Origin of the sequence: Intestinibacter sp., assembly GCF_051866655.1 — a bacterium.
GTDB lineage: Bacteria > Bacillota > Clostridia > Peptostreptococcales > Peptostreptococcaceae > Intestinibacter.
This window is the reverse complement of record NZ_JBJDXL010000440.1, coordinates 1-12,533: the sequence shown is the minus strand read 5'-3', so window position 1 is coordinate 12,533 and position 12,533 is coordinate 1. Positions and strand designations below refer to the sequence as shown.

The 12,533-nt window shown below is 31.9% G+C and carries 14 protein-coding genes; 12 read left to right on the top strand and 2 right to left on the bottom strand.

Annotation, left to right across the window (positions count from 1 at the left end):
* The first annotated feature begins 83 nt into the window (after positions 1 to 83).
* From ACI3VO_RS13300 to ACI3VO_RS13290, 3 genes are all read left to right on the top strand, one after another.
* Positions 84 to 1,712, top strand: a complete 1,629-nt coding sequence (locus tag ACI3VO_RS13300) for a hypothetical protein (protein ID WP_439758381.1) — start codon at positions 84 to 86, stop codon at positions 1,710 to 1,712.
* A gap of 28 nt (positions 1,713 to 1,740) precedes the next feature.
* Complete coding sequence (locus tag ACI3VO_RS13295; RefSeq protein WP_439758380.1) at positions 1,741 to 2,316, top strand: hypothetical protein; 576 nt, start codon at positions 1,741 to 1,743, stop codon at positions 2,314 to 2,316.
* Between the two features lie 89 nt (positions 2,317 to 2,405).
* Positions 2,406 to 2,996: a hypothetical protein gene (locus tag ACI3VO_RS13290; RefSeq protein ID WP_439758379.1), complete on the top strand. Its 591-nt coding sequence runs from the start codon at positions 2,406 to 2,408 to the stop codon at positions 2,994 to 2,996.
* A 57-nt stretch (positions 2,997 to 3,053) separates the two neighbouring features.
* Here ACI3VO_RS13290 and ACI3VO_RS13285 read toward each other — a convergent pair whose 3' ends face one another.
* Positions 3,054 to 3,920 carry an NlpC/P60 family protein gene (locus ACI3VO_RS13285; protein WP_439758378.1) on the bottom strand — a complete coding sequence of 289 codons (867 nt, stop codon included), beginning with the start codon at positions 3,918 to 3,920 and terminating at the stop codon, positions 3,054 to 3,056.
* A 492-nt stretch (positions 3,921 to 4,412) separates the two neighbouring features.
* On the opposite strand from ACI3VO_RS13285, the gene ACI3VO_RS13280 reads away from it, so the two are divergent.
* The 9 genes from ACI3VO_RS13280 to ACI3VO_RS13240 all read left to right on the top strand — a co-directional run bounded on the left by ACI3VO_RS13280 (position 4,413) and on the right by ACI3VO_RS13240 (position 12,039).
* Positions 4,413 to 5,774, top strand: a complete 1,362-nt coding sequence (locus tag ACI3VO_RS13280) for a WYL domain-containing protein (RefSeq protein ID WP_439758377.1) — start codon at positions 4,413 to 4,415, stop codon at positions 5,772 to 5,774.
* Positions 5,774 to 6,769, top strand: a complete 996-nt coding sequence (locus ACI3VO_RS13275) for a hypothetical protein (protein ID WP_439758376.1) — start codon at positions 5,774 to 5,776, stop codon at positions 6,767 to 6,769. The genes ACI3VO_RS13280 and ACI3VO_RS13275 overlap by 1 nt, the downstream gene beginning before the upstream one ends.
* 67 nt (positions 6,770 to 6,836) lie before the next feature.
* The gene (locus tag ACI3VO_RS13270; RefSeq protein WP_439758375.1) at positions 6,837 to 7,040 is read left to right on the top strand and encodes a hypothetical protein; all 204 of its coding nucleotides are present in this window, start codon (positions 6,837 to 6,839) and stop codon (positions 7,038 to 7,040) included.
* A gap of 12 nt (positions 7,041 to 7,052) precedes the next feature.
* Positions 7,053 to 7,532 (top strand): Cys-tRNA(Pro) deacylase, encoded by a 480-nt coding sequence (gene ybaK, locus ACI3VO_RS13265; protein WP_439758374.1) that lies wholly within the window; start codon positions 7,053 to 7,055, stop codon positions 7,530 to 7,532.
* Between the two features lie 312 nt (positions 7,533 to 7,844).
* Positions 7,845 to 8,681: a DegV family protein gene (locus tag ACI3VO_RS13260; RefSeq protein WP_439758373.1), complete on the top strand. Its 837-nt coding sequence runs from the start codon at positions 7,845 to 7,847 to the stop codon at positions 8,679 to 8,681.
* Positions 8,682 to 8,934: 253 nt separating this feature from the next.
* A complete protein-coding gene (locus tag ACI3VO_RS13255) occupies positions 8,935 to 9,774 on the top strand; it encodes a fumarate hydratase (RefSeq protein WP_320624073.1) in 840 nt (279 codons plus the stop codon).
* A gap of 58 nt (positions 9,775 to 9,832) precedes the next feature.
* Positions 9,833 to 10,387, top strand: coding sequence for a Fe-S-containing hydro-lyase (locus ACI3VO_RS13250; RefSeq protein WP_320624074.1), 555 nt, complete (start codon positions 9,833 to 9,835; stop codon positions 10,385 to 10,387).
* Positions 10,388 to 10,419: 32 nt separating this feature from the next.
* Complete coding sequence (locus ACI3VO_RS13245) at positions 10,420 to 11,601, top strand: NAD(P)-dependent malic enzyme (protein ID WP_320624075.1); 1,182 nt, start codon at positions 10,420 to 10,422, stop codon at positions 11,599 to 11,601.
* A gap of 156 nt (positions 11,602 to 11,757) precedes the next feature.
* Positions 11,758 to 12,039, top strand: a complete 282-nt coding sequence (locus tag ACI3VO_RS13240) for a DUF1292 domain-containing protein (protein ID WP_439758372.1) — start codon at positions 11,758 to 11,760, stop codon at positions 12,037 to 12,039.
* 53 nt (positions 12,040 to 12,092) lie between these two features.
* On the opposite strand, the gene ACI3VO_RS13235 is transcribed toward ACI3VO_RS13240, so the two are convergent.
* Positions 12,093 to 12,533: PH domain-containing protein (locus ACI3VO_RS13235; RefSeq protein WP_439758371.1), on the bottom strand; the 441-nt coding region annotated here is incomplete at its 5' end.

Sequence of the window (12,533 nt, the reverse complement as noted above, 5' to 3'; positions counted from 1 at the left end):
TGCCTGCTGGGGTCACCGAGGTTGAGATTATTGATTAGACAAAGACTAGAGAGGCAGATGAAATTGGAGATGGCGAGAAAAAGTTGAATTCACATATTGATTTGAGTGAGCTAAATCAGAATATTTCTGATGATGATGTACAAGCTATAGACGGTCTGTACGATGCTACATATAAGCTTAGGCCGATGTCGTTGATACCAGGGGACATTAGCATAACTGGGAACAAGGTTTTGAGAACTATTATAAAATCTGGGAAAACTTCGGATTTACTGGGGTACCATATAGATCAATTATACGAGTATTTGAAATCGGACAAACCTATACAGTGGTCAGAAAATGGTACAGTTAGCTGGAATTTGTGGACAAAAGTCGATAGCACAAAGTCGGCTGTCGAGTGGAGAATGCTCAGTGGAAAATTTAACATATCAGAGACTCAGATGAAAAAGATAAAATCAAATGAGGCAGAAGTATTATTGGGGATACCTGCTGATAATGATTACGGATTTGAGCTTGTAATACCATTTAACGATATTATTAGTGTATTTTTAAATAAAAGTCCGACATCTATAAACTATACGAGTCGATCTACCTTGAAACAGTATTGCTTAAATAGTGAGATTGCTAATTACAGGAATTTAGATACCTGTCAACAAAATGAATATCATTGCGAGCTTTCAAATCACACAGATGGGTACCATGTAGACACAAATACGCTAGATCAAAATAATTTATTGGATACTAGCATATCCGACAATCTTATAGCAGGTGAAAATACAATAGACATATTGATAGGAAATTTAATAACAAGTGAAAGTCTGTTGAATAGCTCGTATGGATTTTCTAAGCTAAATGTTTATATAATTGAGAGTCCTAAAATAGATATAAGCGCACAATTTTATACGTATCAAAATGAAGAAATTGTTTATTTTGATGAAGATTACCTTCCTAAAAAGGATCAAAAGGTGTACTTGAGAATAGATATAGAAAATAAGTCGGAAAATATAACCTTGAACAATTTAGATTTAGTGATGAAGATAAATTCAGAATTGCCGATTGAAATAGATGGAAATAATGTGTTTTTCAATAATCAGGACATAAGCTCTAAGATAAGGTGCTATATAAATGAGGATTTTTCTAATCAATATACGCTAAGTGAGCTCAAGAATATAGCTTCTGGACAAAAAATCACGATAATGTCAGAAGATATAAATTACACGATTACACAGAAAAACTGCAAGGACAAGTATGTCTACATAGAAAGTATCGCGAAATTAAATTATATAAGAGATAATCTGACTTATATACAAATCAGAAGGTGTGAAAAGATTTCGGGACTTATAAAGGAAAATAGGATTAAAATTCCAGTTAGCAACGCATTTGGCTGCCTTAATATAACCTGTTCAGTTGAAAATCCAGACGATATTAGCTTTATGGTAAATATAAGTGGCAGTGAGGATTTTGCGAATTTATTGATAAAACCAGGACAAACCTATACAATAAACGATTTGCGTCTAAGTCAGTACGACATAAATTTGATAGTGCCACAGGATTATCAGGTTGTAGATACAGATACATATTCGAGCTCAACTCAAAACAAAGTCAGTCTAAGCTCTACCAATTACGAAAAAAATGTACAGATCGAGCTCAAGAAGAAAAGCAATCCTTATTTTTACAAAAATGATCAAGAAACAGTAAGTTTGAGCTTTGATTAGCTCGAAGATAAGAAACCAAGGTGATAAAATGAAAAAGGCTTTTTTTGCTATGCTGGTTGTGATTTTAGTTTTTAATTGCAGCTATATAGAAGCGATGTTTTTCAATAAATTTTTAAATAAGGTGAATACTACAGTTCAAACTTGTAAAATAGATTTTTCAATTAACGACGATTCTGTCCAAAAGCGAGAAATTAAATTCGATGAATTATTATCAGAGCAGGAATCATTTGTAGGTGTAGATTTCGATGTCAAAAATAACAGTAAATGCGATATTTTCGTTAGAATTGCAGTACTTCCAATAGTTATCGATGAAAATAATCCAAATATTGCGTATAAATTGAGCAATTCCTCCTGCAAAATTCAATATTTAAATGATGACAGTAATATCCTAAATTCGACTTATTGGGAAAAATCGAGCGATGGATATTATTATTATAAAAAATCTATGAAGGAAGGCGATAGTTTAGAGAATAAGCTAATTTCGGGTATAAAATTAAATTTGACTAAGAGGGAGAGGATAGAGCTTGGAGATAAGCAGCTTCAAGTTGTTGTCAGAGTCGAGTCCAAACAGAGTAAGCATGAGGATTATAGCAATTTATGGTAATGGCTTGAGGCTGTGGTAAAAGTTGAGTGTAAAGTATGTGGAGGTTTAAATATTAATGAAAAGGTTAGACTTTTTTAAGGAGGGTTTTAATGAAAAAAAGTAAAAAGTTGGCAATTGCAATGGTTGTTATATTGATTCCTGCTATAGGATTTGGTTTTGGTTATTTTAAATGGAGTAAAAATAAAGATTTATCTAATCAGACGCTTACAGTAAATGGTGGCATAACTGTGGAGGAAATTTCCAATGATGAAGGATTAGTTCCTGGAGATCAAATCTGTGGTGCTATTGGATTTAATATCGAATCGACAGCGCCTAGTTTACTTAGGGTGAAGGTCGAAGCTTCTTGTAATGGTGATAATGGATTAGCAGATGTTGGCATAATAGAAGCCACTAAAAATGACTGGATAGATGGAGGAGATGGATATTACTACTATACAAAAGCAGTAGATAAAGATACACAAAATTCACAGATATTGGAATTTACTGATTCTATAAAGTTTGATGCTAAAAATGGCGAAGATGTAAATGACTATCAAGGTAAGGAAATAAGCACTAAAATAACGGCAGATATGGTACAGGCTAAATACGGTGTTTTTGAAACTGAATGGCGAATTGGCTCAGGACATCCAGCATATCAACAGTTAAAGACAGCATCAGATGCAGTTACACCATCAAATTAAATTTAAGTAAAAATAAGCAAAAGGTGCCCTATACTTTGTATAGGGACTTTTTGAACTTTATTTATCCTTTGATATTCCATCGATTAAATTTGCGTATAAAATAGGGCAACGGCTCAATCTAGGATGGTCGGGATCAAATGTAGTTACTCTGACACCTGGGTGACCATTTGCCGTAGTAGATGTAGATTCTATTAAGATGCCTGGTGCCACGTAAATTGCTACATGGTGGATATGGTAGATTCCGTCTATTCTAGGGCAGTTTTTCCCATTTTTGCATTTGTAGTTGTTGAAAAATATTAAATCACCAGGCTGAAGCTTGTCTTGATCTATATTACAGCCTAGATTTAGACAGATTTTGGCCTGCTCGTAGCTTCTTTTATTTTGGAGATAGTCAATTCCAACCTTGGAATATACATAGCTCGCGAAGGAATTGCATCTTAGTTCGCCGTCTTTAGTTCCATATGGAGTACCGATTTTTTTAAATGCTTCTTCTAATAGCTTTGTTCTCTTATCATCGGAGGTAGCCTTGATAGATGTACAGACTCCATTTTGGTCGAAGCTAAAGCATAAATTGGAAATTGTAACGGAGCCGTTTTTCTTCATTTTATATGTGTTTTGATCAAAGTAGTAAATTTTATCGCCGATAGATTGCAGACCACTTAATAGGTAGCCATTTTTAGGGTGCGCGTAATATGTGTTTCCATCTATATTGAACATACCGTATTGGACTCTGCAGTCTTTGAAATAGTAGTATCTACCGTCGATTTTTTTTAAGTCGTCTGATAGAGATGAGGCTTTGCTGTCGTCAAAAAATATATTCAAAGCTTGAACCTCGTCTGAAGCTTGGGCATATGTCAAATTATTAGGCAGAATAATTGCGTTAAATAGTACGATAGAAAGTAATATTATTTTAAAAAATTCCATGATTTTCTCCTTTCAAAATAGTTTATAGCGAGTAAATAATAGCTTGTTTATATGTATTATGACCAAAATGATGAAAAATATGTAAAAAAATATAAATTTTATAAAAATAAAACGATATAAAATTAAGAATTTAAATTTTAAAATATATATAAAAATAAAAAAATGCAATACAAATGAAAATGACTCCGACAACGGCACGTTTTTTGGGGAGATAAAAATTATGAGATAGGATACTATAAAGGTACGAAGTTAACGAGGGACAGAGAATAAGTTAACGGGAAATCCAATTAATAATTTAAACTGAGGGAATTATAAATTAGTAATAGGTTTAGGTAAATACGGTATAGAGCTGGTGGAGTGAGGGCTACTGGCTTTATATAAAGGCTGTGAGGCGGTTTAAATAATCGCTTTACGGTCATTTTTTGTGTAAACAATTGATAAATTAAGTGATATAATATGTACAAAAGTACAGTTTAAAGGAAGGTTTATTAATTGGAAGGCAAGTTGAAAGGTAAAGGTAAGGTTACTAAAAAATCTAAAAATAAAGTTACAAAGCAATGTAACGAGAAAAATAGCATCTTGATAGATAGTTTTAATAAAATAAGAGAAATTGTGAGAATTATATATATTTACAGTTCTTACAATAATAATGAAATTTTTAATGTATCTGAGAGAAAGCTCAGATCTGAAAAACATAGGATTAAGAATATCTTTGAAGAAAATTGTAAGGATAATTACGAGAAAAATAGAAAATATGTCGGATTATGCTACGATGCAGTTATTTATTCAAAGAATTTTTTATCTCAGGCTTATTTTATAAAAAATTTTCAGGATTTCGATTTGATACTGTATTTTTTTGTTTTAGAGATTTTAAATCAGGGTCCTATGAGTATGGATGATATTTTAGATGAATATGAAAAAATAAGTTATATCAAGGGGAAGAAAAATAAATCCGACGATATAGCAAGCTCCACTACAATGGAAAGACACCTAAAAAAATTGTTAAAACAGGGCTTGATAGAAAGAGTAAAAGACGGTAAAAAATACTTATATAAATCAAAGGAGGAATTTTTTGGAGATTTTTCCTTGGGACAAAAGGAGGCAATCCTGAATATAGCTACTTTTTATTCTGAAATCGCACCTTATAAAGTTCCTGGATATTATTTACAGGAAACCTTGAAGAGCGATTCAGATATAATGAATTTAAATTACTACGATAATGAAGATGTCTATAAGGATTGGTATTATTTTTCTGGAAATCAACTACATAGTATTTTAGATGAGATAGTTTTGTTTAATATAGAAAAAAACAGGTTTGTTGAGATAGAAAAGTATGAAGGAAACAAGATAAAGGCTTGTTATTTATATAAAATAATAGATCCAATACATGGAAGATTATATGTGATGACTAGAGGTATAGATGAAAATAACCTAGTTACAGACGAGTACATAATTTTTAGGGTGGACAAATTAAAATCAGTAAGGGCGCTTAAGAAGAAGCCTAAAAATTTAGATGATATAGATTTAAATAAAAGATTAAACATGTGGAACTGCTCGATTTCACCTCAAAAGACTAGAACCTTGGAGGAGGAAACTGTGCAGGCTATTTTCTACATCGACGAGACAAAGGACAGAGATTTATATGAAAGGCTTTTGAGGGAAAAAAAATGGGCTACCTTAGAGAAAATCGATGATGGAAAATATTTATTTACAATAAATGTAATAGAAACGACTGAGCTAATACCTTGGTTTAGAACGTTTGAAGGGCATGTTGTAATTTTAAATAAAAATTTGAATAAGAGGTTTCAAGACGAAAGAAACAAGTTATTACGAAGATATGGGGCATTTGAATAATGGAGTATTTTAATACATATAAAAATAAATTATTTATAATTTTAACTAGAATAATGAATCAGGCTGTAGATGGCAGAAAATTTACAGATGAAGAGGTCGAACAGCTTTTGAAGGACACAAAAATTGCAGACGAGGACTTTATAAAAAATGTTCTTGGATACAGTGAAAATCCTTATAAGATAATGGGTGCAGACTTTAAGCCTATGTTTACAGATAAAAAAATTCCTGTAAATCCGACTATTTTGGAGAAGCGCTGGCTAAAATCAATAATAAATGATGAAATGGCGAGATTATTTTTAGATGAGGATATAATTTTAAAGCTAGAAAATAAATTAAAAGATGTAGAGCCTCTGTTTAAAATGGATTTGAAACAGGTTCAGGATATAGATCATAAATTAATTAAGGTTATAGTATGCTCTTTTAGATATAATAAATTTATAAAGTACAGATTTAACCATAAAGGTCAGCAGTACGAGCATATAGGAATACCGTTTAAGCTAAACTATAGCGTAATGGAAAACAAGTTTAAATTATCTGTTTACTGTATAGAAAAAAGAGAGCTTTTTTATATTGATTTAGATAGTATAGAGGATATTGAGTTTTTTGAGGATTTAAATGACGATTTAATATTGTTACAAAAGGAAATAGACTCAATTGGCAAGAGAGAATTTTTTAAGAGAGAACTAAGCAATCAGATGGTTACCTTGAAGATGCAAATTATTCCAGCATTTGATCATAATACAGCAGAGAGAGCTCATTTTTTATTTTCTACATACGATAAAAAGTCATTTAAGATGGAGGATCACTATATTTTAGAGGTCAAATATTATAAATTTGATGAAGAAAATGTGATAAAAAAAATACTAAATCTTGGAATTTATGCTACAATATTAGAACCAGAAGAAGTAAAACAAAAGGTTGTGTCTATGCTTTTAAAGGGGTATAATTTACAGAAAAGATTTGATAATGAAATGGGTGAAAACTATTTAATTTAAGTTTCATAAAGTATGAAACTTTAAATGTTTATAATATAGAATTGCACATTGCTAGGAGGTGCTTTATATGTTTAAATTTAAAACAAATAACTTATTAGATGGAATAATGTATGTAGTTATGGGCATAATTTATTGCGCAGTAGCTGCTTATTTTGTTTCAATTAGAACGAATATAGTGCATGCGATAATTACAATTTTATCATTTGTCGTTGGGGCAATAGCTTATTTTAAATTGAGCTTTAGAAAGACTACGGATGAGGTAAAACAATAGAGGTGAATAGAAATGGCAAAAAAAGTAAAAACGAATGCGATGAGAATTTTAGATTCTAATAAAATAAATTACGAAACACATTCATATAAAACAGATGGGGAGCATGTAGACGGGATTACCGTTGCAAATGCTATAGGTAGAGATGTAGATCAGGTATATAAAACATTGGTGGTTCAAGGTCACAGCAAGGAATACTATGTTTTTGTAATTGCAGTCGACCAAAATTTAGACTTGAAAAAGGCTGCAAAGGCAGCTGGAGAAAAAAGCGTCGAAATGATTCATGTCAAGGATATAAACAAGGTCACAGGATATATAAGAGGTGGTTGCTCTCCTGTAGGAATGAAAAAATTATATGGAACCTTTGTAAATGAAAAGGCCAAGGATTTGGACACTATAATAGTCAGTGCTGGTAAGATAGGGCATCAAATCGAGCTAAAGCCTGAGGATTTGCAAAAAGTTACTAATTTTAAGTATGCAGATGTGATACATTAATATAAACGTTGAAAAGGGATATTTAAAATGGATTTTTCTAGTTTTGAATATCCCTTTGTATTTGTGAACAAATCGAAAAACAAATATTTTGATATTCAAATTACTATTGACTTGTAAATAGAAATTAGTATAAAATTACTTTTCGAGATGTATATGATGATTAAAAAGTGGGTATAATTAAAATACATATACGGTTAATATAAAAATATAATAATAAAAGGTTAATATTCTAATAAATACATATAGAGTTAATATAAAAATAGTATAGAGATAAATGAATAATTAGATATAGTGGTGGGAGGAATTACTTTTATGATACGAATAATAACAGATAGTTCAAGTGATATAACTAGAGAAGAAGCTCAGAGATTAGGTGTAGAGTTAGTAGCTTTACATGTTTCATTTGGGGAAGAGAGCTTTTTAGATGGAGTTAATATAACTCATGATGAATTTTATAAAAGACTTGAAGAGGCTGAAGAATTACCTAAGACTTCTCAAATGAATCCAGCTGGATTTGTAGAGGTTTTTGAAAAATTTATAGATAATGGAGATGAGATTGTAGGGATATTTTTATCATCAAAATTAAGCGGTACATATCAATCTGCTGTGATAGCGTCTCAAATGATTGAAACTGATAAAATACATATTGTAGATTCAAAAAATGCAAGTCTTGGATTGGCGGTACTTGTCAGAGAGGCTGTTAAGTTGAGAGATGCAGGTAAGACTGCAGAAGAAATAACATCAGAGATAGAAGAGCTTGTAAAAAGGGTCAAATTAGTGGCTGTGATGGACACTCTTAAGTATTTAAAAATGGGAGGTAGACTATCTGCTACATCTGCATTAGTAGGTGGAGTGCTTGGGATAACTCCTGTAATATCAGTTATAGATGGTGGTGTTGAAGTACTTGCGAAGACTAGAGGACATAAAAAATCTATAAAATTTATGGTAGATTATATGCAAGAGAATACACCTGATCAAAATTACTGTGTTGACTTTGGATATACTAGAATAATCAAGAATTTAGATGATTTTAAAGCTAGCTGTAAGCCAAACTTTGAATTAGGAGAAGAGGCTACTAGAGAAATCGGTGCTGTAATAGGTACACATGTAGGACCTGGAGCGTTTGGAGTGGCTTATATAGGTAAATAATAATTTAAATAGACTCTATGCACAGGGTCTATTTTTATTTGCTGTGAAATAGTTTCTGAGCACGTGAAACTTGGCATATTAAATAAATTTTTACATATATGTATAATAATTTAAAAATTAGAAATAATATAGTTATAATTATTATGGAGGACATGAGATAGCGATAGAAATTTTCAAAAAACTTGTTTTCTAGACTAAATAATGTTAAGATAGAAAGACGAATAATTATAAAATAATGGGGAGGTATGTTCGTTTGAAGGTTATTAATTCTGCTCAAATTACCGAAGAAGTGAAACGTTTATGTATAGAAGGAAATATTTTCTTAGGTCAAGATGTTGTAGATTGTTTTAAGAAAAATCTTGAAAAAGAAGAAAGTGACCTAGGAAAAGATGTTTTAAATATTTTAATAGAAAATGCAAAAATTGCATCTGAAAAAGAAGTTCCAATATGTCAAGATACAGGAATGGCTGTATTCTTTGTAAAAGTAGGTCAAGATGTTAGAATAGAAGGAGATACTTTGACAGAAGCTATAAATAAAGGTGTAAGCCTTGGATATACAGAGGGATACCTTAGAAAATCTGTAGTAAGCCCAATTACTAGAAAAAACACTCAAGACAATACTCCAGCCGTAATCCACTACGATATGGTTAAGGGAGATAAGCTAGAAATAGTATACGCACCAAAGGGATTTGGTAGTGAAAACATGAGTCAATTAAAGATGCTAAAGCCATCTGATGGATTAGATGGAATTAAGAGATTTATAGTAGATGTTGTATCTGAAGCTGGTCCAAACCCATGTCCACCAATAGTTGTAGGCGTTGGAATAGGTGGAACAGTAGATAAGTGTGCTCAAATTGCTAAAAAAGCTCTAACTAGAGAAATTGGAGAACACAACGAAGATCCATTTATAGCAGATTTAGAAAAAGAAATGTTGGAGGCTGTAAATAATTTAGGAATAGGACCTCAAGGATTAGGTGGAAGAACTACTGCTCTTGCTGTAAATATAGAAACTTTCCCAACTCATATAGCAGGACTTCCAGTTGTTGTTAATATAAATTGTCATGCGTCAAGACATAAGAGCGTGACTTTATAGGAATTTATATAAAGTAAAATAAAAAGATACGAAGAATGCTTTTATAAGGGGGCAAATTATGATAGAATTAAAAACTCCATGTACAAATGAAGATATTGAAAAATTAAAATGTGGTGATGTCGTTAAAATAAGCGGCGTTTTATATACAGGAAGAGATCAAGCTCATAAGAGAATGGTGGCTGCATTAAATGAAGGAAAAGAGCTTCCTTTTGATGTCAATGGTCAAGCTATTTATTACGTTGGACCAGCGCCAAATAAACCAGGTGAAATAATCGGCTCAGCAGGACCTACAACAAGCTATCGTATGGACGATTTAACAGTTCCTCTTTTAGAAAAGGGACTAAAAATAATGATAGGAAAAGGAAAGAGAAACGACGTTGTAGTAGAAGGTATGAAAAAATACAAGGCTGTTTACCTAGCTGCTATCGGCGGTGCAGGAGCTTACATATCTAACTCAATCAAAAAATGTGAAGTAATAGCTTACGACGATTTAGGAGCAGAAGCTGTTAGAAGACTTGAAGTAGAGGATTTACAATTAATAGTGGCTATAGATTGCCAAGGCAATAATATTTACAATAAGAGAAAAGAATACGAAAGAGAAATAAATTTATAAAATATATTTGAGATGAAATTTGGAGGAAAAACATGGCAAAGAAAGACTTTAATGAATTAGCATTAAAAATGCATGAGGAAAATGTAGGAAAAGTAAGTATAAAAAGTAAAGTAGGAGTTTCAACTAAGGATGATTTATCTACAGCTTATACTCCAGGAGTAGCTGCTCCATGCTTAAAAATAAAAGAAAACAAAGATGATGTTTACAAATACACTTGCAAATCAAATATGGTTGCAGTAGTGAGTGATGGTACAGCAGTTCTTGGACTTGGAAATATAGGAGCATCTGCTGCTATACCAGTTATGGAAGGTAAATCAATATTATTTAAGGAATTCGCAGGTGTCGATGCATTCCCAATATGTGTAGACACTATGGATATAGATGAAATAGTTAGAACAGTAAAATTAATAGCACCAGTATTTGGTGGAATCAACCTAGAAGATATAAACTCTCCAAGATGTATAGAAATAGAAAATAGATTAAAGGAAGAATTAGATATACCAGTTTTCCACGATGACCAACACGGTACTGCAATAATAGTTTCAGCTGGTATAATAAATGCTGCAAAGCTTGCTGGTAAAAAATTAGAAGATCTAGAAATCGTAATAAACGGTGCTGGTTCTGCAGGTATGGCAATAGCAAAAATGCTACTTAACTTAAATGTAAAAGACATAGTTTTATGTAATAGAAAAGGAGCAATATGTTCTAAATCAGAAGGTTTAAACTGGGCTCAAGAAGAAATGCTAAAAGTAACTAACAAAAACGACCAATCAGGTTCATTAGCTGATGTATTAAAAGGAAAAGACGTATTTATAGGTGTTTCTGGACCTAACATGGTTACAAAAGAAATGGTAGCTACTATGGCAGAAAAATCAATAGTATTCGCTATGGCTAACCCAACTCCAGAAATATTCCCTGATGAAGCTAAAGAAGGTGGAGCATTTATAGTTGGTACTGGACGTTCAGATTTCCCTAACCAAGTAAACAACGTTCTTGCTTTCCCTGGAATATTCAGAGGAGCTTTAGATGTTAGAGCTAGTGAAATCAACGAAGCTATGAAGGTTGCAGCAGCTTATGCAATAGCTGGAATAATCAAAGACGAAGAATTAACTACAGAATTCGTATTACCAGATGCATTTGATCCACGTGTTGGTAAAGAAGTATCTGCTGCAGTTGCTAAGGCAGCTAGAGATACTGGTGTTGCTAGAATATAGTAAAATTCGATAATTAAAGGTAAAAAGCTGTTACATGAACTTATTTAGTTTGTGTAGCAGTTTTTTTGGTTGAGTAAAACATATTTTTAGCCATAAAAACATAAAATTTATAAAGGGTATAATTTTTAATATATGATGGATTTGAGGAGATTATTTATGGATGAAAATACAATTGTTTTATGGGATCAAGATGGCGTTGAGACTACTTTCGAAAAAATATTTTCAATAGAAATTGAGGGTCAAAACTACATTATGCTGTCACCTGTTCAGAAAAAGTTTTATAGTGAGGAAGATGAGGAGGAAGAAATTTTAGTATTTAAGATAAAAGACAGCGATCATGGTGAGCTTTTAGTTCATTTGAAGGAGGAGGAATGTGCAGCTCTTATGGATAAGTGTAAGAGTTTATTTGAAAAATTTATAAATAGTAGCGGTGTTTAATTTATTGATATGCCAAGGGGCATTATACTGGTGTTAGTATAATGCCCTATTTATTATTTTATGCTGTTGGATATTTTTGTGTAAGTTTTTTGTGTATATGCTTTGTCCTTTGTATTGTATATTAAGTAGTCGAATTTGCTGTTTTTTAGTTTTGCGACTATGTATTCAGAGTTATCCTTTGGGTAAAGGTAAACTCTACATTTGCCGTATTTGTCGCTTTTGAAGTTTCCAATTAGCTTTTCATCAGTTCCTATACCGTTAGTTCTAAGTCTGAAGGAAATAGGCTCGTCAGTTATAGTGATGCTTTCGATATCCTCGTAATTTAATTCATAGGAATAAGGAAAAGCGGAGATACTAATGTTAGGTTCAGTAGAACTAAGTGTAATTTTGCTGCTTGCAAATTCGCTAGGAACCATTAAAACTACTATAAGTATAAATGTAGCAACGAATATGATTTTATCTAGTTTTTTGCCCATGAAATTACCATGCTTTGT

Bases quoted from the DNA above. Each gene is read 5' to 3' on its own strand.
- ACI3VO_RS13250 (WP_320624074.1), top strand. From the start codon at position 9,833: ATGATAGAATTAAAAACTCCATGTACAAATGAAGATATTGAAAAATTA.
- ACI3VO_RS13270 (WP_439758375.1), top strand. From the start codon at position 6,837: ATGTTTAAATTTAAAACAAATAACTTATTAGATGGAATAATGTATGTA.
- ACI3VO_RS13245 (WP_320624075.1), top strand. From the start codon at position 10,420: ATGGCAAAGAAAGACTTTAATGAATTAGCATTAAAAATGCATGAGGAA.
- ACI3VO_RS13240 (WP_439758372.1), top strand. From the start codon at position 11,758: ATGGATGAAAATACAATTGTTTTATGGGATCAAGATGGCGTTGAGACT.
- ACI3VO_RS13275 (WP_439758376.1), top strand. From the start codon at position 5,774: ATGGAGTATTTTAATACATATAAAAATAAATTATTTATAATTTTAACT.
- ACI3VO_RS13285 (WP_439758378.1), bottom strand. From the start codon at position 3,920: ATGGAATTTTTTAAAATAATATTACTTTCTATCGTACTATTTAACGCA.
- ACI3VO_RS13260 (WP_439758373.1), top strand. From the start codon at position 7,845: ATGATACGAATAATAACAGATAGTTCAAGTGATATAACTAGAGAAGAA.
- ACI3VO_RS13290 (WP_439758379.1), top strand. From the start codon at position 2,406: ATGAAAAAAAGTAAAAAGTTGGCAATTGCAATGGTTGTTATATTGATT.
- ACI3VO_RS13295 (WP_439758380.1), top strand. From the start codon at position 1,741: ATGAAAAAGGCTTTTTTTGCTATGCTGGTTGTGATTTTAGTTTTTAAT.
- ybaK (WP_439758374.1), top strand. From the start codon at position 7,053: ATGGCAAAAAAAGTAAAAACGAATGCGATGAGAATTTTAGATTCTAAT.